General features: G+C 60.1%; 22 protein-coding genes. 12 read left to right on the top strand and 10 right to left on the bottom strand.

Annotated features, from left to right (window positions below; all coding sequences use genetic code 11):
• Positions 1-73: 73 nt before the first annotated feature.
• Positions 74-442 (bottom strand): response regulator, encoded by a 369-nt coding sequence (locus AC1RO0_RS15475; RefSeq protein WP_498593773.1) that lies wholly within the window; start codon positions 440-442, stop codon positions 74-76.
• 251 nt (positions 443-693) lie between these two features.
• On the opposite strand from AC1RO0_RS15475, the gene AC1RO0_RS15480 reads away from it, so the two are divergent.
• From AC1RO0_RS15480 to AC1RO0_RS15500, 5 genes are all read left to right on the top strand, one after another.
• A complete protein-coding gene (locus AC1RO0_RS15480) occupies positions 694-2,196 on the top strand; it encodes a PAS domain S-box protein (protein ID WP_498593774.1) in 1,503 nt (500 codons plus the stop codon).
• A 202-nt stretch (positions 2,197-2,398) separates the two neighbouring features.
• A complete protein-coding gene (locus tag AC1RO0_RS15485) occupies positions 2,399-2,578 on the top strand; it encodes a CsbD family protein (protein ID WP_498593775.1) in 180 nt (59 codons plus the stop codon).
• A gap of 50 nt (positions 2,579-2,628) precedes the next feature.
• Positions 2,629-2,922: a BON domain-containing protein gene (locus AC1RO0_RS15490; protein ID WP_498593776.1), complete on the top strand. Its 294-nt coding sequence runs from the start codon at positions 2,629-2,631 to the stop codon at positions 2,920-2,922.
• Positions 2,923-3,269: 347 nt separating this feature from the next.
• The gene (locus AC1RO0_RS15495; protein WP_498594032.1) at positions 3,270-4,676 is read left to right on the top strand and encodes a PAS domain S-box protein; all 1,407 of its coding nucleotides are present in this window, start codon (positions 3,270-3,272) and stop codon (positions 4,674-4,676) included.
• Positions 4,677-4,811: 135 nt separating this feature from the next.
• Positions 4,812-5,042 (top strand): hypothetical protein, encoded by a 231-nt coding sequence (locus tag AC1RO0_RS15500; protein WP_498593777.1) that lies wholly within the window; start codon positions 4,812-4,814, stop codon positions 5,040-5,042.
• A 273-nt stretch (positions 5,043-5,315) separates the two neighbouring features.
• Here AC1RO0_RS15500 and AC1RO0_RS15505 read toward each other — a convergent pair whose 3' ends face one another.
• Entirely contained in the window at positions 5,316-7,409 is a 2,094-nt protein-coding gene (locus AC1RO0_RS15505; protein ID WP_498593778.1) for a catalase, read from the bottom strand.
• Between the two features lie 262 nt (positions 7,410-7,671).
• Between AC1RO0_RS15505 and AC1RO0_RS15510 the strand changes: the two genes are divergently transcribed.
• The 7 genes from AC1RO0_RS15510 to AC1RO0_RS15540 all read left to right on the top strand — a co-directional run bounded on the left by AC1RO0_RS15510 (position 7,672) and on the right by AC1RO0_RS15540 (position 13,827).
• Positions 7,672-8,274 carry a helix-turn-helix domain-containing protein gene (locus tag AC1RO0_RS15510; RefSeq protein ID WP_498593779.1) on the top strand — a complete coding sequence of 201 codons (603 nt, stop codon included), beginning with the start codon at positions 7,672-7,674 and terminating at the stop codon, positions 8,272-8,274.
• Positions 8,275-8,409: 135 nt separating this feature from the next.
• The gene (locus AC1RO0_RS15515) at positions 8,410-9,282 is read left to right on the top strand and encodes a transporter substrate-binding domain-containing protein (protein ID WP_498593780.1); all 873 of its coding nucleotides are present in this window, start codon (positions 8,410-8,412) and stop codon (positions 9,280-9,282) included.
• Positions 9,283-9,374: 92 nt separating this feature from the next.
• On the top strand, positions 9,375-10,046 hold the full coding sequence (locus AC1RO0_RS15520; protein ID WP_498593781.1) for an amino acid ABC transporter permease: 672 nt from the start codon (positions 9,375-9,377) through the stop codon (positions 10,044-10,046).
• Between the two features lie 3 nt (positions 10,047-10,049).
• Positions 10,050-10,718 (top strand): amino acid ABC transporter permease, encoded by a 669-nt coding sequence (locus tag AC1RO0_RS15525; protein WP_498593782.1) that lies wholly within the window; start codon positions 10,050-10,052, stop codon positions 10,716-10,718.
• 1 nt (position 10,719) lies between these two features.
• Positions 10,720-11,502 carry an amino acid ABC transporter ATP-binding protein gene (locus tag AC1RO0_RS15530; RefSeq protein WP_498593783.1) on the top strand — a complete coding sequence of 261 codons (783 nt, stop codon included), beginning with the start codon at positions 10,720-10,722 and terminating at the stop codon, positions 11,500-11,502.
• A gap of 10 nt (positions 11,503-11,512) precedes the next feature.
• Positions 11,513-12,433, top strand: a complete 921-nt coding sequence (locus AC1RO0_RS15535; RefSeq protein ID WP_498593784.1) for an aminotransferase class IV — start codon at positions 11,513-11,515, stop codon at positions 12,431-12,433.
• The gene (locus tag AC1RO0_RS15540; RefSeq protein ID WP_498593785.1) at positions 12,430-13,827 is read left to right on the top strand and encodes an MmgE/PrpD family protein; all 1,398 of its coding nucleotides are present in this window, start codon (positions 12,430-12,432) and stop codon (positions 13,825-13,827) included. Before AC1RO0_RS15535 ends, AC1RO0_RS15540 begins: the two co-directional genes overlap by 4 nt.
• A 50-nt stretch (positions 13,828-13,877) precedes the next feature.
• On the opposite strand, the gene AC1RO0_RS15545 is transcribed toward AC1RO0_RS15540, so the two are convergent.
• The 8 genes from AC1RO0_RS15545 to AC1RO0_RS15580 all read right to left on the bottom strand — a co-directional run bounded on the left by AC1RO0_RS15545 (position 13,878) and on the right by AC1RO0_RS15580 (position 25,124).
• Positions 13,878-14,819 (bottom strand): ABC transporter permease, encoded by a 942-nt coding sequence (locus AC1RO0_RS15545; RefSeq protein ID WP_498593786.1) that lies wholly within the window; start codon positions 14,817-14,819, stop codon positions 13,878-13,880.
• Entirely contained in the window at positions 14,816-15,865 is a 1,050-nt protein-coding gene (locus AC1RO0_RS15550; RefSeq protein WP_498593787.1) for an ABC transporter permease, read from the bottom strand. The genes AC1RO0_RS15545 and AC1RO0_RS15550 overlap by 4 nt, the downstream gene beginning before the upstream one ends.
• Positions 15,855-17,381 carry an ABC transporter ATP-binding protein gene (locus tag AC1RO0_RS15555; protein ID WP_498593788.1) on the bottom strand — a complete coding sequence of 509 codons (1,527 nt, stop codon included), beginning with the start codon at positions 17,379-17,381 and terminating at the stop codon, positions 15,855-15,857. Before AC1RO0_RS15555 ends, AC1RO0_RS15550 begins: the two co-directional genes overlap by 11 nt.
• Positions 17,378-18,802 (bottom strand): amidase, encoded by a 1,425-nt coding sequence (locus tag AC1RO0_RS15560; RefSeq protein WP_498593789.1) that lies wholly within the window; start codon positions 18,800-18,802, stop codon positions 17,378-17,380. Before AC1RO0_RS15560 ends, AC1RO0_RS15555 begins: the two co-directional genes overlap by 4 nt.
• 12 nt (positions 18,803-18,814) lie before the next feature.
• A complete protein-coding gene (locus AC1RO0_RS15565) occupies positions 18,815-19,801 on the bottom strand; it encodes a BMP family protein (RefSeq protein ID WP_498593790.1) in 987 nt (328 codons plus the stop codon).
• Positions 19,802-19,968: 167 nt separating this feature from the next.
• Positions 19,969-22,050 carry a carboxy terminal-processing peptidase gene (locus AC1RO0_RS15570; protein ID WP_498593791.1) on the bottom strand — a complete coding sequence of 694 codons (2,082 nt, stop codon included), beginning with the start codon at positions 22,048-22,050 and terminating at the stop codon, positions 19,969-19,971.
• A gap of 547 nt (positions 22,051-22,597) precedes the next feature.
• Complete coding sequence (locus AC1RO0_RS15575; RefSeq protein ID WP_498593792.1) at positions 22,598-23,620, bottom strand: ABC transporter permease; 1,023 nt, start codon at positions 23,618-23,620, stop codon at positions 22,598-22,600.
• Entirely contained in the window at positions 23,604-25,124 is a 1,521-nt protein-coding gene (locus tag AC1RO0_RS15580; RefSeq protein WP_498593793.1) for a sugar ABC transporter ATP-binding protein, read from the bottom strand. Before AC1RO0_RS15580 ends, AC1RO0_RS15575 begins: the two co-directional genes overlap by 17 nt.
• Positions 25,125-25,176: the final 52 nt, after the last annotated feature.

The following is a 25,176-nucleotide window of genomic DNA, read 5'->3' on the forward strand; positions in this document are numbered from 1 at the left end:
GCCGGTTGGGCTGGACGATTGGGGAGAGCGTGGGTGGTCTATTCATGACTTGCCGCCGCCGCCCCGCCGCCGCTCAGGCCGCCAGCATTTCCCGTATTGTGCTGACAATTTTCTCGGGATTGTAGGGTTTGCTGAAAAACCGCCCATCGACCGGAAGGTTCTCTTCTCGAATGGATTGGTGGCCGGATGTCACGATGATCTTGATGGGCGGCCAGCGATCGCGAACGGCGATCGCCAGCATGAGCCCATCCATGCTGCCGGGCATATCGATGTCGGTGAACAGGGCCTGTATTTCTGTGTGTTCCAACAGGATAACAATGGCTTCGTCGGCGTTTGCAGCCTCTAAGACCAGGAACCCGCCATCCTCTAGTGCACCGGAAATGTCCATCCTCATAAATGGTTCGTCCTCGACCACGAGAACGGTAATGCGGGCATTGGTCATTGAAGTCTCAATTCTCTTTGGTCACCTCGCTTGCGACGCTGGTGACAGCAGGTATGAATCGGCGCGGTTCAAGACAAGCTTCAGAGCATAGGTAACGCGGCGCGCCTCGGAATTGATCCGTGCCTTTCAATTATATTGACGGTAAGCGCACAATGACCATCGACGGCTTCGGGCAAGCCGATGGATCACCGGCGCTTCTCTTATCACAACACGTCTCTATTTAATCCGAGAGAAGCGATGTAAGGATTTGCATGACCGACGAGCTGCAGCCGCCAAATGTGAACCGGAATGTCCTGCAGGAACTCGTTGCCGGGTTGAGCGACGGCATTATCCTGCTTGACCCGGAAGGCGGGATCTCCTGGGCAAACGGTGCGGCGCTTCAAATGCACAGGGTCACCGTCATCGAAGAGCTTGGCGGTGATGTCGAAGGCTACCGGAAAGCATTTGCGCTTAGATACCGCAACAACCATCCGCTGGACAAAGGCCAGTATCCGATCGAGCGGCTGCTCGATGGCGAGACGGTCGATGAGGTGACCGTCGAGATATCGCGGACCGGCGAGCCGGATCTCGTCTGGGTTCACACGGTTCGCAGTCTGATCATCGTTGATGCCGGTGACCGACCAAACGTGCTCGCGCTCGTGATCCGGGACGAGACGCCGCTGTTCGAGGCGGAAGAGCGCTTCGAGCGTGCCTTTAATGCCAATCCCGCGCCTGGCCTGATTTGTCGCCTAGAGGATCTTCGTTTCATCCGCGTCAACCCGGGCTTCGTGGAGATGACGAACTATACCCGGGAAGAGGTCATCGGAAAGACCGTCGATCAGATCGGCCTCTTTGCCAATTGCGATACGGGTGAGGACGCCACGGCGAAGCTCATGGAAGGAAAGCTGATCCGGCAGCGGGAGGCCCTGCTTCCTCTTCCGGGTGGCGGCGATTGCCTGGTGATCGTTGCCGGCGAACCGATTGCCGTCGGTGAAGAGCCATGCATGTTGTTCACATTCGCGGATCTTGATGCGCGGCGAAAGGCGCAGAACGCACTTCGCCAGAGCGAAGAGCGGTTCTCGAAGTCATTCAGGCTCTCGCCCGCTGCCGCGGCGATCTCGCGTCTCGATGATTTCGTTTTCACTGAAGTCAACGATGCCTTCGTTCAGCTCTCGGGCTACAGCCTTGAGGAGATCGTTGGAAAGACGGCAAGCGAGTTGCGCCTATGGGACAATATCGCCGCCCGGCGTGCCGTGGAAAAGAAGCTTGCGGAGACCATAGCAGTTCGCGATGAAGCGATGCGGATGAAGCAAAAGGACGGTGGGACAGCGGACTGTCTCGTATCCGCCGAGCGCGTCGAAATCGGCGATCAGCCATGCGTGATCTGGTCGTTGCAGGACATTACCGAACGCAAGCGCAGCGAAGCGGAATTGGTCGAAGCCATCGAGAGCGTCATGGCCGATACCTCGTGGTTCAGCCGCTCGATCGTCGACCGCCTCGCCACATTGCGGCAGGTTTCGAGCGGCAAGGCTCCCTCGGCGCAGTTGCTCGATCTCAGCGATCGCGAGAAGGAGGTTCTCGCCCTGATCTGCCGCGGTCAAAGCGATGCGGAGATGAGCGAGACGCTTCGTCTGTCGAAAAACACCATCCGCAACCATGTCGCATCGCTTTACATAAAGATTGGCGTAAACCGGCGAGCCGCCGCCGTCATCTGGGCCAGGGAACGCGGTTTCACGGGCGCCTCGGCCTCATCCAAGGGCCTTAAGCCAAAGTGACGGCTCAGTGCCTACATCAGGCTCGATAAGGCCCGCATTCGCGAAATGCAGCGGATGGAGCGAGAAAAGGCTATTTCCTACTAGCCTGCCTAGTATTTTTCGATCTGCAATCTGTCGTTTTGAGGCTCTAATTCTTGGGTCATGGCTTCAGTCGAAAGCCCGGAGCCGCTTCGTTCTAGACCCAACCAAAGGAGACGAGACGATGGACAAGAACCGTATCAAGGGCGCAGTCAAGGAAGTCGCCGGATCGATCAAGGAGACGACCGGGAAGTTGACCGGCAATGATCGGCTGAAGGCAGAGGGTGCCGCCGAGAAGGTCGAAGGAAAGATCCAGAGTGAAGTTGGCAAGGCCAAGGACGCTGTCAAAGACATTCTTCGATGAGGTAACAGCCGCCTGAATTCCCGATCATGCGATCTCACGGAGGCACCTCGATGCTCTTTCTGGCCAAGCTTTCACCGCTGACGTCCATGTCGGATAGGGGTGCGACCTGTGCAGCTATCCGCTGCCTGATTGCCTATGCCGATGGGCTCGAGGGCTCAAGGATCGACGTGACCGCGACAGGAGGCACGATCATTCTCTCGGGTGTCGTGACGACCGATCAGGCGCGTGAGACAGCAATTGCGATTGCCGGCGAATATGCCGGCAATCGCGTCATCAACAATATCGCCATACAGGCAGATATTGCCGGTCTTTCGGCTCGCCATATCTGCCGCGAAGGCCGATGAGCAACGGTCGTGCGGGCAAACACACCCAGGCTATGAAGGAAACCTCGTGAAAAGATCATCGTCGCATTGCAACCGTTTCCATGGCCTTGGGATCAATCGCCAGCACACTCCACCGCCATCGAGCTTAACCTGTTAGGTATCGGGGCCGGTTCGCAATGAACTTACAACGAACCCTTCTATCATATTCCATCACTAAAATATGATGCTCTCTGATTGCACTTTCACTTCCTGGGAAGAAGACCTACGCTTGTCGAGACATCAGTATGTGAGCATTGCCGGGTAGTGGAGCATACGCGATGAGTCATCTGTCGACCAATGAGAATGAGACGGCCGCCGAATACGTCGACATGTCCGCGAGAAGCGAGCCGCAGCTAAATTTGCTCCACCATCCGCTGGCTCTTCGAGACATCCTGGAAGCGTTGCCGGAGGCTGTTTACACGACCGATGCGCTCGGCCGGATCACCTTCTACAACAAGGCAGCGACCGAGATGTGGGGCGTCAGTCCCAAGCTTGGAGAGAGTGAATTCTGCGGCTCCTGGAAACTCTACTGGCCCGACGGAACGCCTCTGCCGCACGGCGAATGCCCCATGGCGATCGCGCTGAAAGAGAGACGCGCCGTCAGAGGGCTTGAAGCGATTGCCGAGCGCCCGGACGGTACACGCACCGCGTTCCTCGCATTTCCAACGCCGATCTTCGATGCCGTCGGCAACCTTAGCGGTGCAGTTAATATGCTCGTCGATCTGACCGACCGCGCGAGCGTTGAAGAGGCGGCCCAACGGTTTGCAGCCATCGTCGAATCGTCCGACGATGCGATCCTCGCCAAGGACTTGAACGGCAAAATCGTCAGCTGGAACCGTGGTGCCGAGCGTCTGTACGGTTACACGGCGCAGGAAGCGATCGGCCAGCCCGTCCTCATGCTCATTCCCCTGGATCGGCAGAATGAGGAGCCGGAACTCCTGGCTCGCATCCGCCGTGGCGAACGCATTGAGCACTATGAAACGATCCGACGCCGGAAGGACGGCAGTCTCGTTGAGATATCGCTATCGGTCTCGCCGATCAAAAATCGCGAAGGCCGGGTCATCGGCGCGTCCAAAATCGCGCGCGATATAACCGAGCGCCGCCGCGCTGAAGAGCAACAACATCTGCTGATCAGGGAGATGGACCACCGCGTCAAAAATCTGTTCAGTCTTGCAAGCAGCGTTGTGTCCTTGAGCGCGCGCGCCGCGACGACACCGGGTGAGCTCGCTTCCGCTGTTTCGGCCCGATTGAACGCATTGGCGCGCGCGCATGCCTTGACGGTTCCTCGCACGTCGGACGCTGCCAGTCGAAACGAGCAGGCAACGACGCTGCATGCCTTGATTCAGACGATTGTGGCGCCCTACGATGTCACCACCGACAACCAGCAATCGCGGGCCGTCGTTACGGGTCCCGATATCGCCATTAGCGGCAGCGCGGTGACGAGCTTTGCGTTGCTGCTGCATGAATTTGCAACCAACGCCGCGAAATATGGAGCTCTTTCCACCCCGGACGGACGCGTCGATATCGCATGCGCGGAGGATGGGGAGCACTTTATCCTGACGTGGACCGAGAGCGGTGGGCCGCCGGTCGATCGGCAGACCGATGGCGATGGTTTTGGCAGTATCCTCGCCAAGGCGACCGTCCGCAGCCAGCTCGGCGGTGAGATTTCTCGTGAATGGAATCGCGAAGGGTTGTCGATCCGCCTTATGGTCAAGGCAGATCGCCTCGTTGTATGATCCGCGTTTGATGCCGGTAGCGCTGTGTTTTCGGCTCGGACTGTGCCGCTTCATCAAAATCTTCTCGCAGCCTTGGGTCGTTTCATGAAGTCGCGCGTTTAGCTTGGGAGAAACCGAACCATCCAGGAGGCTATCATGACCAAGACCTTTGATCTGTCCGACTTCTCCGAAGAGGAGCTCACCTCCCTCATCGAAGAGGCGGGAAGCCTGCGAGACGCCAGACGTAAGACCCGTGATCGAGAGCTTTCAACCAGCGCGGATGGCTCGAAGGGGCAGGATGTGACTGATCCTCAGCACGGCGTCATCCCCACGCCGACACCGCGCGAAGTCAAGGATGAAGGTCCGGCACACGGCGTCCCGAAATAAAGCCTCCGGGCGTCGGCTGCAAAATCGCGTCAATCCAAACTCTGACTGACGCGGATCCTGAAACATATGGCAGGTGATTTGTGCATCGGTTGTGGATACCGACCCGGAGCGGTTGGGAGAAAGAATAAGTCTTGGCGTCCTAACTGCCTTCACAGTGCCAAGCTCGGAAATCTTGATCCTCAATATCCAACACCCGCCGATCGTCATCGACCGGCGGGTGTCGTTGTCATCGGGAAGCGCCCTTCTTCCGACGACGTGAATGTGCCCCGTTGCTTACGCTAGTGTGCGGACATCAGGTTCACGATCCCAGTAGCGCTTGGCGGCTGCGCCGACAAAGGCGGCGAGGTCGACAACGCCGGCGTCCGGTTGAATCCCCGCCTTGTCGAGCAGAGGTTTTGCCGGGATGTTATGACCGATGGCCTTGAGATGGCCGAAGGCATCCATTGCCCATTGTACGGCGGCGCCTTCCTTGACGAGCTTCGCCGCGCCATCCTTCGACAGGATGATTGCGACGGCATCGAAAAGTTGTGACGGCGAACCGAGGAGTTGTCCGTCGGCCTTGATCGTGCTGCTGTCCGAAAGCTTCGTTTCTCCTACTTTCGGCGCAACGATGAAGGGGGTGGCGCCGGCTTTGGTCAGGGCCTTCACCAGGTCGGAGATCGCCTTGGCGTCGCTGCCGTCGGCGATCAGGATGCCGACCGTACGGCCTTCCAGCGTTTCCTTCATGTTTTTGTGGATCGAAAGGGCAGGCGAGGGATCGAGATCGATCGGCGTGCGAGCAGGCTGGTTCTTGTTCGGCAAGGCGATGCCGAGGCCGGCGGCAACACGCTTTGCCAGATCAGCGTCGACATTCAAGAGGTTGCCTATCGCGCGGGGCGGCACCTGCTTGAGCTGCACCTTCGATAGCTCGAACACGAAGGCAGAGGCGATATGCGCCTGTTCCGAGGGCGTTTGCGACTTCCAGAACAGGCGCGCCTGGCTGTAGTGATCGGCAAAGAGTTCGCCGCGTGCCCGCAACTTGTCTCCTTGCTCTCCTTCCCCCGCCTGGTGGGCGAAGGTCTGGAAGCCGGTGACGGGACATTCGCGTGGCCCACCGGGCTCGCCGTTCTCGCCAAGGCTGTTGGGTTCGTAATTGGCGCGGCCCTTGGGTGCGTTCATCTGCATTTGGCCGTCGCGCTGGAAGTTCATCACCGGGCATTTCGGCGCGTTGATCGGCAATTGATGGAAATTCGCGGTGCCGAGCCGTGATTTCTGTGTGTCGAGATAGCTGAAGAGGCGCCCCTGCAGCAGCGGGTCGTTGGTGAAATCGACACCCGGCACGATATTGGCCGGACAGAAGGCGACCTGCTCGGTCTCGGCGAAGAAATTGTCCGGATTTCGATTAAGCACCATCCGGCCGACGATCTTGAGCGGTAGGATCTCTTCAGGAATGAGCTTGGTGGGATCGAGGACATCATAGGGAAGGCTTTCGGCGAATTTGTCGTCGAAGAGCTGCAGGCCGAGTTCCCATTCCGGAAAATGGCCGGTGGCGATCGTCTCGAACAGGTCGCGGCGATGATAGTCGTTGTCGGCTGCCTGCAGCTTCAGCGCTTCGTCCCAGACCAGCGACTGCATGCCGAGCTTCGGTCGCCAATGGAATTTCACGAAGGTGGACTTGCCCGCTTCGTTGACGAGACGGAACGTGTGGATGCCGAAGCCCTGCATCATGCGAAGCGAGCGAGGAATGGCACGATCAGACATCGCCCACATCAGCATATGGGTCGCTTCCGGCATCAAGGATGCCCAGTCCCAGAAGGTGTCATGGGCACTGCCGGCCTGCGGATAGGCCCTGTCTGCCTCCATTTTGACCGCGTGGACGAGGTCCGGAAACTTGATCGCATCCTGGATGAAGAAGACCGGGATGTTGTTGCCGACGAGATCCCAATTGCCTTGCTGGGTGTAGAACTTCACCGCGAAACCGCGCACGTCGCGTGGTGTGTCGACGGAACCGGCGCCACCGGCCACGGTGGAGAAACGGACGAAGACCGGAGTCTTTTCGCCCTTGCGCTGGAACAGATCGGCCTTGGTAATATTGGAGAGTGGCTCGTAGAGTTCGAAAAACCCATGCGCGCCCGAGCCGCGCGCATGTACGATCCGCTCGGGAATGCGTTCGTGATCGAAATGGAAGATCTTTTCGCGCAGCACGAAATCTTCAAGAAGGGTTGGCCCGCGCACGCCCGATTTCAGGCTGTTCTGATTGTCGGAGACAGGGATGCCCTGGTCCGTCGTCAAATGATCGGCGCCGCCATGCGGCCCTTTCTCCGGCACATGCTGATGCGTCTCGCCACCTTCGCCGCGCGAGGTTTCAAAGTTTGTCTCCGTTACCATGGGGTCCTCCTTCGGACACTAACTCGACGAGACTTAACGTCTGCAATTCTTAGTTGTTCCAGGCGACCTGTAATCGTTGCTCCCTGGCGGTTCAAAGATCGTCGCGATGTTGAGTTCCATGTTGGCCGTGGTCCGCTACGAACGTCTTCGGCGCCCAGAGTCCACATCTTTATTGCGCGGAATTTTTCCTATAGGGTTGTATAGTTCCGATAGGAAACCAAATTGAATGCCGATAAAGTTTCGCGCAAGCAGGGAGGTGGGCATGCTGGATACCGCGACGGAAGAGCGTGATGAAATGGATCTCGGCAAGCGCGTGCGGGCACTGCGGGCCAATGTCGACATGACCATCAAGGAAGTTTCGCTGCGCTCGGGAATGTCCGCATCGGCCATTTCCAAGATCGAGAACAATCAGCTTTCGCCGACCTACGAGAGCATCATCAAGCTCGCACGGGGACTGGGCGTGGATATTTCGGAGCTTTTCTCCGATCCCAGCAAGCAAATGCCGCGCGGCCGCCGGTCGTTCACCCGCAAGGGTCAGGGCAAGATTATCAATACGAAACAATATATTTACGAGATGCTCTGCACCGATCTCATCGGCAAGAAGATGATGCCGTTGAAGGCGACGCTCAAGGCCCATGAGATTCGCGACTTCGGCAAGCTCATCGCCCATGTCGGCGAGGAAGTCGTTATCGTGCTCAGCGGCCGCGTCGAGCTGCGGACCGAATTCTACGAGCCGCTCATTCTGGAAGAGGGCGACTGCGCCTATTTCGACAGCACCATGGGGCATGCCTGCCTTGCTGCCGGCGACGGCGCTGCCGAACTATTCTGGGTCTGCTCCAGCAACGAAGTTCTCGGGCTGTCCTAGCTGATGGGGCAGGCGCCACGCGCTTGACACATTGAAACTGTGAGTATTGAATATCCGTATAAGAAATAAAAATTCCTTATAGAAACTAATATTATCATTCGCGGATGAATATCCGACTGTAATCAGGGGAAAGTCATGACCGAAGAAATCAATGGTCGCCGCGCGTTTCTGACGGCCGCGGCATTGGGCGGTGGTGCCGCCGTTCTCGTTGGTGGCGCGACAGCAGCGGTCGCGCAGACGGCAAGTGCGCCCGGCACGCTTCAGGCTATTCGCGGCCGCGGCGAACTTCGCATCGCCGTGGCGCCAGGCGAGCCTTGGTTCTACAAGGATCAGCGCAGCGGCGAATGGTATGGCCTCGGCTGGGGCGTCGGTGTCGCGCTCGCCAAGGAACTGGGCATCAAGGCGACCCCTGTGGAAACTACATGGGGCACCGCGATCGCCGGCCTTCAGGCTGGCCAGTTCGACGTGATGTTCACCATGGATGCGACGCCGCAGCGAGCGCTTGCCGCCGATTTCCCCGTCCAGCCGATGTTCTATTACGCGCAGGGCGTTCTCCTGAAGGACGGTGTCACCGTCACGACATGGGAAGAGATGAACAAGCCGGAATTCAAGATTGGCGTGGTTCTCGGTACGTCCCCGGACCGCGACATCACCGTTCGTCTTCCAAAGGCGACCATCGAACGCTTCCCCAGCGCCGACGAGACGGGTGCGGCCTTCGTTGCCGGCCGAATGGACGCTATTTCGCTGTTCCACCCGGCGCTCGTCATGCTGCAATCCAAGGTCAAGCGCGGCTCGATCGTTCTGCCCGAGCCGATCCGTCAATCACCTTCGAGCGCCGGCGTTCCCAATCAGGCCGACAAGTCGTGGCGCGACTGGCTTGGTCTTTCCATGGATTATCTCTATCAGACCGGCCAGACGCAGAAGATCTTCGACGAGTATCTGACCTATCGCGGTATTGATGCCTCCAAGGTCCCGGCCATCATGCGCGAGCGCTGGACCAAGGCCTGAGAAAAAATAGGAAAGGCGGGCGATAAGCCCGCCTCTCTTTTTCATGGCTTTTTCTATCCTCGGCCGCGCATCGACAAGGTGCGGAGATCATCATGAACTACACTTGGGATTTCACGCCCATTCGCATGAATGCTGGGCTGCTGCTCGAAGGGCTCGGCAATACGCTGCTCCTGTCGGCGGCATCGATCGTTGCCGGGCTGTGTTTCGGCATTCTCCTGGCGCTGATGCGGCTCTCATCGAACAGGCCGGTCTCGATCGTTGGCACGGCGATCATCGAATTCTATCGCAATACACCGCCGCTGGTGCATTTCTTCTGGTATTTCTATGGGCTGCCGATCCTCATCGGCGTCAGTCTCGATCCGTTCGTGGCAGCCTGGATTGCACTCTCCATCCAGTCGGGCGCCTTTTTTGCCGAGGTTTTCCGGGGCGGCATCATCTCGATCGAGCGCGGCCAATGGGAAGCCGCCCGCGCGCTTGGCATGCGCGGCAGCAGGGTCATGCGTCGCATCATCCTGCCGCAGGCGCTGCGCCGCATGATCCCGCCGCTGATGGAGCGTTCGTTCGAACTGGTGAAGACGACGTCGCTCGCCGCCACACTTGCCTATGGCGATCTCGTCTATCAGGCGATGGTGGTGACGTCGCAGACCTACCGGCCGCTGGAAACCTATACGACCGTCGCTGTCCTGTTTTTCAGCGTGCTCTTCGTCGCAAGCCTCGGCATGCGCGCCGTCGAAGCGCGTCTTGCGCGATATCACAAGAGGTAGACCATGGACTATCAGTTCCAGTTCGGCGAGGTCCTCGCCAATAGCGACCTGTTGCTACGTGGTATCCGGCTGACCCTGACGCTATGGGCTCTGGCTTTTTCCGGCGCGCTGGTGGCCGGTCTGTTTCTGGGGCTTGCCCGCGCCTCGACGGTCAAATGGATCAACTGGCTGGCCACCGGCTATATCGAGGTGTTCCGCAACACGCCGGTTCTGGTGCAGCTTATCTGGTTTTATTATGCCTTTCCGGTCCTCACCGGTTGGCAGATGAGCTCGTTTACGGCTGCGGCTCTTGGCCTGTTTCTCAACACGTCGGCCTATTGCGCCGAGATCTGGCGCGCCGGCCTGCAATCGGTGGCTTCCGGACAGTGGGAAGCGGCCAGGGCGCTCGGCATGACGACAAGGCGTACGCTTGCCCGCATCATTCTGCCGCAGGCGGCGCGCCGTATGATCCCGGCCTTCACCAATCGCGGCGTCGAACTTGCCAAGATGACGTCGATCGCCTCCGTCATCACCGTTCAGGAACTGATGTACGAGGCGAAGATGCTGAGCACCCAGTCATTCCTGCCGCTGGAAACCTTCTCGGTCGTGGCGGTCATCTATTTCCTGGTGATCTATCCAGGCACGCTTGCAGCCTATGGGCTGGAGCGTCGATTGAACTCACGAGGAACCTGACATGGCCTTGAACGAAGAAACGGTCCTCAGCGTCGAAGGCTTGCGCAAGAGCTTCGGACCCAACGAGGTTCTGAAGGGCATGGACCTCAAAGTGAAACCGGGCGAGCGCATCGCCATTCTCGGCTCCAGCGGCTCGGGCAAAAGCACCTTCCTGCGCTGCATCAATTTCATGGAAACGCCAAGCGCCGGCCGCATCAGTCTCGACGGCGTGCCGGTCGGCAAGCAGGGCAGGGCCGACCAGATCGTCGCATCGGAAAAGGAGCTCTGTGCCCTTCGCACCCGTGTCGGCATGATCTTCCAGCAGTTCAATCTCTTTCCCCATATGACCGCGCTCGAAAACGTCATGGAAGGTCTGATCTCGGTGCACGGCAAGAGCCGCGCCGACGCAAAGGCCAAGGCAAGGGATTACCTCGCCCGCGTCGGCCTTGCCGAAAAGGCGGATCAGTATCCGGTGCGGCTGTCCGGCGGCCAGCAGCAGCGCGTCGCGATTGCCCGGGCACTGGCGATGGAACCGGAAATCCTTCTCTTCGACGAGCCGACATCATCCCTGGACCCGGAGCTGGTCGGCGAAGTGCTCGATGTCATCCTCGACCTCTCCAAGGAAGGCCGCACCATGCTTCTGGTTACGCATGAGCTCGGCTTCGCCTATCACTTCGCGACACGCGTGCTGTTCCTGCATAATGGCCAGATCCACGAAGAAGGTACGCCGGACGAGGTACTGAAAAATCCGCAGCAGGAGCGCACGAAGGCTTTCCTGGCGCGCTTCTCGTCCTTCCATTTCTAGAGGCAGGCCAATGACAGAAGACAAGGGTGCGCAGACGCCGGTCGAGGATCCCCGCAACGAGGATCTGTGGATCTGGCTGAATGGCCGGCTCGTCAAGCGCGTCGATGCCGTGGTGTCAATCTTCGACGCAGGCTTCGGGCTCGGCGATGGAGTCTGGGAAGGCATCCGGCTTGCCAAGGGCAAGCTGGTATTCGTGGAAGAGCATCTGAAGCGCCTTTATGAAGGGGCGCGCACCATCGCGATTGATATCGGCTTGACGCCAAACGAAATGCAGGCGGCGCTCGAGGAAGTCTGCGCGGCGAACGGCATTGAGGATGGTGGTCATCTGCGCCTGATGGTGACGCGAGGCGAAAAGCGCACCGTGCATCAGGACCCGCGCAATGCGCTTGGCAAGGCGACGATCGCGATTACCGCTGAGTTCAAAAAGCCGGACCCCGAGATCAAGAAGCAGGGCATCAAGCTCTTCACCTCCACATTTCGGTCGTCGGGACCCGATTCCTTCGATCTCAGGCTCAATTCGCACAGCCGGCTGAATTTCATTCAGCCGTTGCTGCAGGCGATTGCGGCCGGTGCCCACGAGGCGCTGATGCTCGATCCCGCCGGGTTCGTTGCGAGCTGCAACTCGACGAATTTCTTCATCGTGCGCGATGGCGAGGTGCTGACGTCCAGCGGACGCTTCTGCTTCAAGGGCATCACCCGCGCGAAGATCATCGGGCTGTGCGCGGAACAAGGGATTACCTGCCGCGAGACGGATTTCACGCTGGCCGAAGTCTACAATGCCGAGGAGGCTTTCGTGACCGGCACGTTTGGCGGTGTCACGCCCGTTCGCTCGGTGGATGGCCGCAGCCTTGGCGAGAGCTTGCCGGGAACGCTCACGAGCCGCCTGTCGGCGATCTACGACCAGACGTTCCTCGGAGAGGAACCGAAATGACGCTCACCAGCCGGATCGCCACTTTCGCCGAAACGTTGCGTTACGACGATATTCCGCAAGCCGTGCGGCACAAGGCGAGCCTGCACATCATCGACAGCATCGGCTGCGGGATCGCCGGTGCGGCGAGCGATCTTTCCCGCCGGGTGCTGTCGTTTCTGGCTGGCGAGGCGAAGGAAGGGGCCTGCCCAATTCTCGGCACGCAGCGCGCCTTCGGGCCGGCCACATCCGCCTTCGGCAATTCGGCCGCGATGAATGCGCTCGATTTCGACGACGGGCTGGAAGCCGATGGCAAGGGTATGGGTCATCCGGGTGCGACCATCGTTGCGGCGGCGATCGCGGCGCCATTCCTGGCCACGATTTCGGGCCGCGATTTCCTGACGGCGGTCGTTGCGGGTTACGAGATCAACAACCGGCTGATCCAGGCGATGCAGCCGAGCATAGAGCGTTTTCGCGAGGTCTACGGCGTCTGCCAGCACCAGACGGTCGGCGCCGCCATCGCCTATGGCAAGCAGAAGGGGATCGGGCGAGACGCGCTCGAAAACGCGATCGGCTTTGCCGGCACCTTGGCCAATGTCCCCAGCCTGAAGAAGTACAATTGGGAAAGCCGGCCGCTCGTGTCCTTCAAGGATTTCAACGCGCCGGCCGCCGAAACCGGCGTGCGCGCCGTCGAACTCGACGCCTGCGGCCTTGTCGGCGCAAAGGCGGTTCTCGACGGGACGAGCGGGCTGTGGCGGATGCTTGGATCGGACCGTTTCGACGAGGAGATGCTGGTCGGTGGGCTCGGTGACGACTGGAGCCTGTCACGTAATACAATCAAGGCATTTCCGACCTGCCGCTGGATGCAGACGACGCTCTCGGCATTTCAGGATCTCAAGCGGGAGCACAGTCTTCGGGCGGAAGACATCCAGACGGTGACCGTGCATACGGCGGCGGCGCTGATCCGTGATTTCATGGATCGCGCCCCCACGACCATGGTGGATGCGCAATTCTCTTTTCCCTACGCCATTGCCGCCATGGCGCTCGACATCAAGCCCGCCGCGCGCTGGTACGAGCCGGAGACCATGGCGCGCGCCGATCTCGCGGTATTTTCCGGCAGGATCGAGGCGGAGACCGATGACGAGGCCGATCGTCTGCTCGACAGCATCCGGCGTCCCGCGGGCCGCGTGAGCATCCGGACACAGGATGGCAGGCATCTGGTGTCCCCGCTTGTCCAGTTCGCACCCGGCAGCCCCTTGAACCCGGTATCGGACGACTTCATTCTCGAAAAATTCGAAGCGAATGTCGTCCCGGTCATTGGCACCGAAGTGTCGCAAAGGTTGCTCGAGGGACTTCTCGGCCTTGATCGCATCGAGGACATGGCAGCGGTGCTGCGGCTTGGCGTGACGGCGAGCTGATCGGATAGCAAGGCTTCCCATCCATCCTGTCACTGCGACGCCTGTCGGAGTTATCTCTCGCCGCGCCTATAGGGCTGCATCAGCGCCTGCGGCACGCGGGCGCGGCGGCTCATGACGGCCAGCGCGACGATGGACAGGATATAGGGCGTCATCAGGAAGACCTGGTAGGGCACGCCTTGCACCGCCGTCTGCAGGCGGAGCTGGAAAGCGTCGAAGAAGGCGAAGAGCAGGGCGCCAAAGAGCGCCCGGCCCGGTCGCCAGGAGGAAAAGACGACCAGCGCGATACAGATCCAGCCGCGGCCCTGCACCATGGTGGGGAAAAAGCTGTTGAAGGCGGAAAGCGTCAGGAAGGCGCCACCCATGCCCATCAGCGCGCTGCCGGCGATCACGGCGCCGTAGCGCACCTTCATCGGGTTGACGCCCTGCGCCTCGGCGGCATGCGGGTTCTCGCCGGTCATGCGGATGGCCAGCCCGACCGGCGTGCGAAAGACGATATAGGCCATGGCCAGCGCAACCAGGATCGCCAGATAGGTCGGCGCGGTCTGTGTGAAGAAGGCAGGGCCGATGAAGGGCAGGGTCGACAGGCCGGGGATGCTGATCGGCTGGAACGGCACGATGGTCGGCGGTGTTCCTGCGACCGGCACGACCAGCCGGAAGACATAATAGCTGAAGCTTGAGGCGAACAGCGTCACGCCAAGACCGGAGACATGCTGCGACAGGCCGAGCGTTACCGTCAGCCCCGAATGCAACAGGCCGAAGACGCCGCCGGCAATCGCCGCGATCAGAAGACCGGTCCAGAGATCGGCGCCATGATAGACCGACAGCCAGCCGATCATCGCGCCGAAGGTCATGATGCCCTCGATGCCGAGGTTGAGCACGCCCGCGCGCTCGCAAAGCAGGGCTCCCAGCGTACCGAAGATCAGCGGCGTGGCGATGCGAAGCACGGCGGCCCAGAGCCCGGCGGAGGCGATGATATCGAACAGCGCGCTCATCGGCGGATCCTGTATTGCGTGAAGAACACTGCGATCAGCATGGTGAGCAGCGACAAGGCCACGGTGACATCGGCGATATAGGTCGGGATACCGAGGCTGCGGCTCATGCCATCGGCGCCGACGAACATGGTGGCCGTGAAGATGGCGGCCAGCACCACACCGAGCGGATTGAGATTGGCGAGCATGGCGACGACGATGCCGGCATAGCCGAAGCCGGGCGACAGGTCGGTGGTCACATAGCCCTTGACGCCCATCACCTCGACCGCGCCGGCGAGCCCGGCAAGCCCGCCCGAAAGGCAGGCGACCTTGACGAGCGTGTCGCCGAGCCGCACGCCGGCGAAGGCCGCGCCGGAAGGGTTGAGGCCGGCGGCGCGCGACCGCATGCCGAAGACGGTGCGCGACTGGACGAAATAGACGACGACAGCCAGGGCGATGGCGATCAAAAAGCCGATATGCAGCCGCGAGCGGGCGATCAGCTTCGGCAGCATGGCGTGATCGGCGACGGCCTGAGACTGCGGCCAGCCGAAGGCCGTGGGATCCTTGAGCACGCCGTCGATCAGCATGGAGACAAAGAGCACGGCGATGAAATTGAGGATCAGGCTGGTCACCACCTCATCGACGGAGAAACGCAATCTCAGCCAGAGCGGGATGAGGATCAGCACCATCCCGGCGACGGCGCCGATGACGAGCAGCAGCGGGATCAGGATCGGGGCCGGCAATCCGGCCAGCATGCTCGAGCCGAAGGCGGCGACGGCAATCGCGCCGAGATAGAACTGCCCCTCGGCACCGATGTTCCAGAGCCGGGCGCGGAAGGCAACGGCGGCCGCAAGTCCTGTCAGCATCAGCGGTGTGGCACGCGTCAGCGTCTCGGTTGCCGACAGTCGCGAGCCGAAGGCGCCGACCAAGATTCGCCGATAAGCCTCAAGGACCGGCGCGCCGGCAATCGCGATCAATATGCCCGCCAGCGCCAGTGCCGCCGCGATGGCGATGAGCGGTGTCAGGATCATCAGGTAGAGAGGACGATGCTCGCGACGTTCAAACCGCATGGCCGACCTCCGGTGTTTTCGACCATTCTCCGGCCATCATCAGGCCCAGCATGCGGGCATCCGCCTCCTTAGCGTCGACCGGTGGTGACAACCTGCCGCCAACGATCGCCTGGATACGATCCGCTAGCGCAATGACCTCATCGAGATCCTCCGAAATCAACAGCACCGCCGTCCCCTTGCGCCGTGCTTCCAGAATACGGGCGTGAACCGCGGCCACCGCGCCTTCGTCCAGCCCGCGCGCCGGCTGCGCGGCGATGAGGATTTTCGGGCGCTGATGGAGGTTGCGACCGAGAATGAGCTTCTGCATGTTGCCGCCCGACAGCAGCCGGGTGCGGCTTGTCGGAGCGCCGCCCCGTACGTCGAACTCGGTGATGATCTCCTGCGCAAAGGCGATGCCGGCCTTCCGGTCGACCAGCCCGTTCTTCGAGAAGGTGGAAAGGCGCTCCAGCACGGCGTTTTCCCAGATCGCCATCTCGCCGATCGCACCTTCCTTGTTGCGGTCTTCGGGGATGCGGCCAATGCCTGCCCCCACGATTTCGGCGACGTCCGGGTTGCCCATCGGCTTGCCGAAGAAGAGAAGCTCGCCCGATGTGCGGGCAAGCGTGCCGGAAAGTATCTGCGCGAGTGCCGTCTGACCGTTGCCCGAGACGCCGATAATGCCGAGAATTTCGCCGGCGCGCAGATTGAAGCTGATCGACTTCAGCCGCTCGACGCCGCCAATGCTCACCGTCATGTCGCGCGCTTCAAGCGCGACCTCGCCCGGTGTGCCCGGCTCGCGCACAGGGCGTGTTACCCGATGACCGACCATCACCTCGGCGAGTTCCGCCTTGTCCGTCCGCGACGCTTCGCGTTCGGCTACCTTCCTGCCGCCGCGCAGCACGACGATGCGGTCGGCTGCGGCCATCACCTCGTCGAGCTTGTGAGAAATGAAGATCAGTGACAGGCCCTGGCGGGCCATTTCCTTGAGCGTCGCAAACAGGCGTTCCGCCTCGATGTTGGTAAGCACGGCGGTCGGTTCGTCGAGGATCAGGATGCGGGCGTCGTTATAAAGCGCCTTGAGGATTTCCACGCGCTGCTGTTCGCCGACGGAAAGATCCCCGAGCCGCGCATCCGGATCGACCTTCAGGCCGAAACGCTCGGAGAGTGCCAGCAGCTTCTTGCGCGCGGCTCCAGTGCGCGATCTCCACGACCAGAGCTTTTCGGTGCCGGTCATGACATTTTCGAGCACGGTCAGATTGGGCGCGAGCGAGAAATGCTGGTGCACCATGCCGACGCCGGCGCTAATCGCCGCGCGCGGCTTACCATGCGGCAGCTCGACACCGTCGATCAGGATGCGCCCGGTATCCGGTACGTAATGGCCGAAGAGGATGCTCATCAGCGTCGTCTTGCCAGCGCCGTTCTCGCCGAGCAGCGCCACGATCTCCCCCTTGGCAAGCGTGAGCGAGATATCGTCATTGGCGACGGTGTCGCCGAACCGCTTGCTGACGCCGTCTATCTCAAGGACTGGTCCGGTCATGCCGCGAGCCCCGCGATCGGGTAACGATGCTGCCAGCGTCCGTCCGCTTCCAGCCGGGCGGCGAGAGACAGCAGAAGGGCATCTTTGCCCATCGGCGCCATGATCTGCACCGGCAATGGCAGGCCATCGGCATCGGCGCCGAAGGGCAGCGTCAGGGCCGGAAAGCCGGAGATATTGGCAAGCGAGGTAAGCGGCGCAAAAGCCATCATGCGGTCGAGATGCAGGTCCGTGTCGGAATGATCCGTCGGAAAGGATCCGATCAACGGCGGCGCCGAGGCAAGCATCGGCGTCAGAAGGATATCGACCCTGTCGAAGAGGGTCCACAGGCTGCGGCTCGCCCGCACCGCGCCATTGAGCGCATCCCAAAGCGCCGTTGCCGGCATGGCGCGCCCGCGCAGGATGAAAGCCTGTGTCAGCGTTTCTGCAGCCTGCATGTCGAGTTTGAGACCATCCACCAGGGCGGCTATGTTGACGGAGATGATGTCGCCAAAAGCGCGTCCGCTGGCCAAGACCGGCTGTTCGACATCGCTCCAGGCGAGCGGGACGATCCGGTGCCCCTGTGTCTCGAGAAAGCGTGCCGCGGCTTCGACGACTTGCTGCCGTTCCGGCATGGTGGGATGGCGTGTGCCTGTGTCAGCAAGCAGGCCAATCCGCAGCGATCCCGCTTGCGCTGCAATCCGCTCGATATCCGCAAAAGGCCCCTTGGTTTCGCCGCTAAGGACCTCAAGGAGCCGGCTGGTATCGCGCACGGAGCGTGTCACCGCAAGTTCGCTGGCAATGCCGCCGAGATGGTTGCCGAAGGAAGGGCCGGCCGGTATCGCGCCCCTCGTCGGCTTCAGGCCGACAAGACCGCAGCATGCGGCCGGCACACGGATCGAACCGCCCGCATCCGTGGCGTGGGCAAGCGCAACGATACCTGCCGCCACGGTCGCCGCCGCACCGCCTGAGGAGCCACCCGCGGTGCGGGTGGGATCCAGCGGATTGCGGCAGATCGGGCCGATCGCGGGCTCGGATGCCAGGGAAAAGCCGAATTCCGGGCTGGTGGTCAGCCCGAACAGGCAGAAGCCTGCCTCGCGAAACCGTTTTGCAAGATCGCTATCGGCCTCACCGCCTTCACGCTTGAACAGACGCGAGCCCGCCGTCACCGGCAGTCCCGCAAAGGGACCGCCGAGATCCTTGGCAAGCGTCGGCACGCCGGCGAAGGAGCGGGCGGTAAAGCGATCCGGAGACTGTGATCGTTCCTGATCCAGCGCCTGAGCGGAAGCAAGGCCCATCCCGGCGTCGAGATGGGCGATAGTACCAAGAGCGGCTTGCTGCTCGTGAACGGAAAGAGCGGCCTGCATGGCGTCCATGCAGGTGAGCTTGCCGGCCTTGATGGCGCCGGCCAGGTCGGTGGCATCGGCGGATGGGTGGCTGGTCATGATCGGGCCGGATTACTTCGGCTGCTCCATCATCTTGGGAACCTCGAAGGTGCCGGCCTTGATGTCGGCGCGGACCTTTTCCATCGCCGCCTCTGCATCTGCCGGTGCCACGCCCTTCACGTAGACGATGTCGCTGCCGCCATCCTTCATCAGCCCATAGGCCGTGTAGTTGCGCCCAACGGGCTTGCCGGCCACAACGTCGGCGATCGCCGCATTGAGGATGGGGCGGAAATACCACATGGCATTGGCAAACACTGTGTCCGGATAGCGCGGCGTATAGTCGATCAGCGAGCCGACCGACTTGATTTTGCGCTCCTTGGCGGCATCCGCCGTGCCGATGCGCTCGCCGAACAGAATGTCGGCGCCGGCGTCGATCTGCGCCAGGCCCGCCTCGCGCGCCTTCGGCGGGTCGAAGAAGGTGCCGATGAAGGAGACGAGATGCTTGCAGTCGGGATTGACCGCCTTGACGCCGGCGGCAAAGGCATTGATCAGCATGTTGACTTCCGGGATCGGGATCGCGCCGACCGAGCCGACGACGTTCGATTTGGTCATCTTGCCGGCGAGCATGCCGGCGAGATAGGCGCCGTCATGGTTCCAGGTGCCGAATACGCCGAAATTGCCGCCGGCGGCCTCGCCGCTGGAGCCAAGCACGAAGGCAGTGTCCGGATAGTCAGCCGCCACCTGTCGAGCTTCCTTTTCCACAGCATAGGCTTCGCCGATGATCAGCTTGTTGCCCTGTTCGGCATATTCGCGCATGGCGCGGGGATAGTCGGTGCCCGACACGCCCTCGGAGAACACATACTCGATCACGCCTTCCTTGGCCGCGTCCTGAAGCGCCTTGTGCAGACAGGAGTTCCACGCATTTTCCACCGGCGAGGCATGAATGCCGGCAACTTTCAGCGGCGCGGCAGCACGAGCGGCAGGCGCAAGCGCGCTCACGCCAAGAGCGATGCCAGACGCGATCACCGCACGGCGCGATAGCATGATGTCATGTGTCATTGTCTGTTCCCACGTTTTTGATCGTTTGGTCAAAAGTCTATGGGTCGACTAAAAAAGTGTCAAGCAATCGAGTGGCTTAAAGAATGTGCATTCTGGCGCTGTGCGGGCCTTTCTGTCGCGAGACTGCTATTTTCCGTCAATGTTTCCCGATCGTTGCGCGATAGCCTTCAGCGCACGCCTGCTTGCAGATCCGCCTCGTCGGCGACAATGGAGGCGGCCTCGTTCAAGAGGACGTCTTTTGCATTCTTGCGGGCTTTCTCAAGGGCAATGTCAGCACTCAGGCTGCGCTCGTTTGCCTGCAGGCCATCGTCTCCGTCAGTGTCCACGCCGTCGTCTATTTTGTCGCGCGACTTGAGGCGATTTGCCTGAGCGGCCACTTCATTGCGACGTTCGGTTTCATTGAGGGAGATAACCCGTTTCTCGCGCTGCGCCTTCAGTGCGGTAATGTCTTCCACAAAGCGCTGGAAATCCGGATCGTTCTGCACCCGGGCATCGTGGCGGCTTTGCAGTTGCGGCAGCAATGCCTTTATACTGCCGTCAGCCTTATAGTTGGCTGGCTTGACCTCAGTCCACGGCAGAGCATTGTCATAGCTTGCCTCACCGAAGGTCTTGGGGTCCGAAAGGCCCGGCAGGCTGATGTCAGGCGTCACACCGCGCAGCTGTGTTGTCCCGCCATTGACACGGAAAAACTGAGCAACCGTCAATTTCAGCTCGCCAAATTTCGGCTTGCTGTTGCGGGCCACCTGGTCAAGATTGACCACAGTCTGCACGGTGCCCTTGCCAAAGCTGGGTTCGCCGACAATCACCCCTCGACCATAGTCTTGAATCGCCGCGGCAAAAATCTCGGAGGCCGAAGCCGAGCCGCGATTGATCAATACGCCAACCGGGCCAGTCCAGGCCGGCACGGGAAGATCATCGCTTTCTACCTCGACCTTGCCGTCCGCATCGCGCTGCTGAACCACCGGACCTTTGCCAACGAACAGGCCGGTCAAATCGATCGCCTCGGACAGCGAGCCGCCGCCATTGTTGCGTAAGTCGATCAGAACGCCGTCGACCTTGTCTTGGTTGAGTTCAGTGAGAAGCTTGGCGACATCGCGGCTTGCGCTTCTGTAATCCTTGTCGCCTTTTCGACGCGCCTCGAAGTCCTCATAGAACGCCGGCAGAGTGATCACACCGATTTTGCGCGTGGCGTCGCCGTCCTTTACCGACAGAATGGTCTTCTGGGCAGCCTGCTTTTCGAGGCTGATCTTATCGCGCACCAGGCTGATGAGGCGATGTTTGCCATCTGGTCCGGCGTCTGCCGGCAAGATGTCCAGGCGCACGACGGAATCTTTTGCCCCCCGGATCATCTGCACGATCTCATCGAGGCGCGTACCGACCACTTCCTTTATCGCACCGTGCTCGCCTTGACCGACACCGGTAATGCGGTCACCGACCGCAAGCTTGCCGGACAATTGCGCTGGGCCACCGGGCACGAGTTCACGGATCGTCGTGTAGTCATCTCTTTCCTGCAGTACCGCGCCGATACCAACCAGTGAAAGCTTCATGGAAATATCGAATTCAGCCGAAGCGGTCGCGCCGAAATAATCGGTATGCGGGTCAACCGACGTTGTGTAGGCATCCATGAATGACTGGAACACATCGTCGCTCTTGTACTTGTAGGCACGATCGAGGGAGTTTTTGTAGCGTTTGTCGAGCGTATCGCGAATGGCCGCGTCAGTCTTCCCCGCCAGTTTCAAGCGCAGCCAGTCGCTCTTGACGCGTTTGCGCCACAGCTCATTGCTTTCCGCTTCGGATTTCGGCCAAGGCTCCTTGTCGCGGATCAGCGGATAGTCTTCCTTCACACTGAAGTCGAACTTCTGACTGAGCAGGCTGCGCGCGTAGCTCATGCGATCGACGACGCGCTGCTCATAAACGTTGAAAATGGAAAATGGGATATTCAAGTCTTCCTGATTGATGGCGTCATCGATCTTGGTACTGCTGACCATGAAAGTGTCGATATCCGTCTGCAGGAAGATGACACGGTCCGGATCCAGAGACTTGATAAACCGGTTCATGACCTTGACCGACAAGGCATCATCCAGCGGAACGGGCTTATAGTGGAAGCGCGTCAGAAATTGCGCGCTCAAATGAGCGGCCTGGCCCTGTTGCGGCAGCGGCGTCAAAACTGGCGGTGCGCCGGCTTCCAGAGCATATGCCGACGGTGCAATTGCCAAGAATATGCAGAGGAAACCATATCGTATACGCATTAAGCTTTGATCCGATTCTCAAGGTTGACTGTCTAATGTGTGATCTTGGTGGAACAATTATGGTTTTTTGGCAACCAGGCGATGCGCTCCGTTCGGAAAGATTTCCAGAACGCCTCCGCGCGTGACATCGGTTTGAGGGGGAAATTGGCTGCCGAGGTCCTCGAAAGGTCTAAACCGAAATTCCAATTGACAGCTTCCGGTTCCGCTCCTTTCAATTCCGTAAACCTGTTTGCTTCGGCGAGCAATTCTACGGCACTCTCAAGCGCCTCTCTGGCGCGATATAGGAGTCGCTCATGACCCTATTGACGTTCCAATTTCTCTATCAATTTCAAATTGTTGCAGGGGATCTTGACGAGGTCATTGCTCAGGGCTAGCTCACGGACTTGAGACGAGACAGTGAGAAACATTAGTTTCAGGACAGTTGCTGGGTCACAACAAGATGGCAAGCTGCGTGGATTTTACACGGAATTCAACAGACAGTATCCGCGGCCAGTTCACAACCAGTGGCCTGGTAACGGCTCCACGCGATGGTAATGCCGCCTCAAAGTCAACGTGTTTCGAGTATCCGCATCAACCGGCCACGATAGCTGTCGAGAATAACGGCCAGCACGATGACGGCACCAATCACGATCGGCTTGATGTTGTCATCCGCGCCTAGAAGCTGGAGGCCCGTAGAGAGCACCTGTAGAATGCAGGCGCCAACCAGGGTTCCGATGATCGAGCCCTTGCCGCCCGAGAGGCTGGTTCCGCCGATGATGACCGCGGCTATGGCATTCAACTCATAGCCGATGCCTGCGACCGGGCTGCCGACGTTCAGCCGCAGCAGATAGACCATAGCTGCGATGCCCGCTGTCAGCCCGGAAATCGTGAAGACCGCGACCTTGTATTTCTTTGGCTCATGCCCGGACAGCCGGACCGCTTCCTCATTGGTACCGATTGCAAACACGAAGCGCCCGAAAACCGTATAGCGTAGAACGAACCAGCCGATGAGGACGACGATAATCGCGATCAGGAAGATCGAAGGGAGTACGCCCCAGAAGATCAGATTACCAAAATCGACGAAGGGTTGCGGCAGTCCGGTGATGGTGGAGTTGTCACTGACAACGCGTGCCAGGCCGCTGGCGACGTTGAGCATGCCAAGTGTGACGATGAAGGAAGGAAGCTTCCACTTTTCGCATACCCACCCGTTGACCGCGCCAAGGATAGCACCCGTTCCCATCGATGCGAGCGATGCCAGAACGATCGCCTGCCATGGGGAAAGGCGGGGATCGATCATGATGGTCGCGCCGATGACCGTGCAAAGGGCGAGCAGCGATCCGACGGACAGATCGATGCCGCCGACAAGAATGACGAAGGTCATGCCGGAGGCCAGCACTGTGTTGATGGCGATCTGGACGAAGATCTTGAGGAAGTTCTCCGGCGTCGCGAAATAGGGTGCCGTCGCCGAGAAAAACGCAAGGATCAGAATGAGGGCGATGGCTACGCCGGCCTCTTTCATCGAGATCCTAATAACCTTGTCCCAGAAGCGGCTCTCTTTCGGCTCGGTCTTGTTTTCAACGTTCCCGGACACGACTGTACTCCTTGTAAGCAAGCGAGAGGATCTTGCCCTCTTCAAATTGTTCCCGAGATATTTCGCCGGCTATCTTGCCATCCGACAGCACGATGATGCGATGGCAGATGCTGATGAGCTCCGGCAGATCGGACGACACGACCAGAACGCCTTTGCCTTCAGCGGCAAATTTCGACAGGAGTTCATAGATTTCCGCCTTCGCGCCCACATCGATCCCACGGGTCGGTTCATCGAAAATCAGCACCTTGGGGCCACGGAACAGCCATTTGGCAATCACCACCTTTTGCTGATTGCCCCCGGAAAAGGTTCTCACCGCCTGGCGGATCGACGGGGTCTTGATACGCAGCTCGCGCACAAGGCGTTCCGACTGAGCGTCCTCCGCCTTTTGGATGATCAAGCCGTTGCGGGAGACCTTGCCGAGATCCGTTATGGTGGTGTTTTGCGCGCAGCTCATGTCGAGCATCAGGCCCTGCATCTTGCGGTCTTCGGTTGCCAGGCAGAGGCCTGCTGCAACGGCGTCCTTGGGCGAGTTGATCTCTACCGGCTCGCCATTGATGCGAATTTCGCCGGCAGCCTTGACGTCGGCGCCGAATATCGCGCGAACCGCCTCCGTCCGGCCACTGCCCACAAGGCCGGCAATGCCGACGATTTCTCCCTTTGAGACGGAAAAGGACAATTCGGGGCTATTTCGCGTCACCTTCAGGCCGGAAACGCCAAGCGCCTCGCCTGACACCGCGATATCACCGCGAAAAACGCCATGATCCGAAAGCGTTCGTCCGACCATCAGTTCGACGATTTGTGGGATGCCCAATCCCGCAAGCGGGCGAGTGATCACATGCTGGCCATCGCGCAGGACCGTTACGTCGTCGCCGACCTCGAAGATCTCCTCAAGCCTGTGCGATATGTAGAGGGTCGTAACCCCACGGCCCTTCAGCCGCTTCAGAATTTCAAACAGGCGATCGACTTCCTTGGAGGTCAAGGTTGCTGTCGGTTCGTCAAGAACCAACAGCTTGCTTTCGTAGCAAAGCGCCTTGGCAATCTCGAGCAGCTGAAGCTGCGCAACGCTAAGACGACTGGCCAGCGTCGTCGGAGCGACGTCGAGGCCCACTTCAGCCAAGAGTTCGGCCGCCCTGTGGTTCAATTCCTTGTAGTTCACCAGGCCGTATCGGCGAGGAAGATGCTCAAAGAGCAGGTTTTCGGCAATCGTAAGATTGGAAAGAGGGTGCAGTTCCTGGTGAATGACGCGGATGCCGGCCTTGAACGCTTCCAGCGGGGAGGCAGGATCATAGCGCTTGCCGTCAAACGTGATTTGTCCGTCGTCCGGTCTGAATAAGCCGCCGAGCAGATTGATCAGGGTGGATTTTCCGGCGCCGTTCTCACCAAGCAGGACGTGCCCCTTGCCGCGGCCGATCTTTATGGAGACATCCTTGAGGGCGACGACGCCGGGGAAGCGTTTGCCTATGCCTTCCAGCTTCAAGATGAAGTCATCTGGTGTGCCTGACACGTCCACCTCATGCCTGTTTCAGTTCGAATTGGAGACAACATCCCCTCGGCGC

The organism is Rhizobium sp. GW821-FHT14E12 (assembly GCF_058803745.1).

What these genes read in the sequence shown, in the direction of transcription:
- AC1RO0_RS15475 (WP_498593773.1), bottom strand. Translation starts at nt 442, where the DNA reads ATGACCAATGCCCGCATTACCGTTCTCGTGGTCGAGGACGAACCATTT.
- AC1RO0_RS15480 (WP_498593774.1), top strand. Translation starts at nt 694, where the DNA reads ATGACCGACGAGCTGCAGCCGCCAAATGTGAACCGGAATGTCCTGCAG.
- AC1RO0_RS15485 (WP_498593775.1), top strand. Translation starts at nt 2,399, where the DNA reads ATGGACAAGAACCGTATCAAGGGCGCAGTCAAGGAAGTCGCCGGATCG.
- AC1RO0_RS15490 (WP_498593776.1), top strand. Translation starts at nt 2,629, where the DNA reads ATGCTCTTTCTGGCCAAGCTTTCACCGCTGACGTCCATGTCGGATAGG.
- AC1RO0_RS15495 (WP_498594032.1), top strand. Translation starts at nt 3,270, where the DNA reads ATGTCCGCGAGAAGCGAGCCGCAGCTAAATTTGCTCCACCATCCGCTG.
- AC1RO0_RS15500 (WP_498593777.1), top strand. Translation starts at nt 4,812, where the DNA reads ATGACCAAGACCTTTGATCTGTCCGACTTCTCCGAAGAGGAGCTCACC.
- AC1RO0_RS15505 (WP_498593778.1), bottom strand. Translation starts at nt 7,409, where the DNA reads ATGGTAACGGAGACAAACTTTGAAACCTCGCGCGGCGAAGGTGGCGAG.
- AC1RO0_RS15510 (WP_498593779.1), top strand. Translation starts at nt 7,672, where the DNA reads ATGCTGGATACCGCGACGGAAGAGCGTGATGAAATGGATCTCGGCAAG.
- AC1RO0_RS15515 (WP_498593780.1), top strand. Translation starts at nt 8,410, where the DNA reads ATGACCGAAGAAATCAATGGTCGCCGCGCGTTTCTGACGGCCGCGGCA.
- AC1RO0_RS15520 (WP_498593781.1), top strand. Translation starts at nt 9,375, where the DNA reads ATGAACTACACTTGGGATTTCACGCCCATTCGCATGAATGCTGGGCTG.
- AC1RO0_RS15525 (WP_498593782.1), top strand. Translation starts at nt 10,050, where the DNA reads ATGGACTATCAGTTCCAGTTCGGCGAGGTCCTCGCCAATAGCGACCTG.
- AC1RO0_RS15530 (WP_498593783.1), top strand. Translation starts at nt 10,720, where the DNA reads ATGGCCTTGAACGAAGAAACGGTCCTCAGCGTCGAAGGCTTGCGCAAG.
- AC1RO0_RS15535 (WP_498593784.1), top strand. Translation starts at nt 11,513, where the DNA reads ATGACAGAAGACAAGGGTGCGCAGACGCCGGTCGAGGATCCCCGCAAC.
- AC1RO0_RS15540 (WP_498593785.1), top strand. Translation starts at nt 12,430, where the DNA reads ATGACGCTCACCAGCCGGATCGCCACTTTCGCCGAAACGTTGCGTTAC.
- AC1RO0_RS15545 (WP_498593786.1), bottom strand. Translation starts at nt 14,819, where the DNA reads ATGAGCGCGCTGTTCGATATCATCGCCTCCGCCGGGCTCTGGGCCGCC.
- AC1RO0_RS15550 (WP_498593787.1), bottom strand. Translation starts at nt 15,865, where the DNA reads ATGCGGTTTGAACGTCGCGAGCATCGTCCTCTCTACCTGATGATCCTG.
- AC1RO0_RS15555 (WP_498593788.1), bottom strand. Translation starts at nt 17,381, where the DNA reads ATGACCGGACCAGTCCTTGAGATAGACGGCGTCAGCAAGCGGTTCGGC.
- AC1RO0_RS15560 (WP_498593789.1), bottom strand. Translation starts at nt 18,802, where the DNA reads ATGACCAGCCACCCATCCGCCGATGCCACCGACCTGGCCGGCGCCATC.
- AC1RO0_RS15565 (WP_498593790.1), bottom strand. Translation starts at nt 19,801, where the DNA reads ATGACACATGACATCATGCTATCGCGCCGTGCGGTGATCGCGTCTGGC.
- AC1RO0_RS15570 (WP_498593791.1), bottom strand. Translation starts at nt 22,050, where the DNA reads ATGCGTATACGATATGGTTTCCTCTGCATATTCTTGGCAATTGCACCG.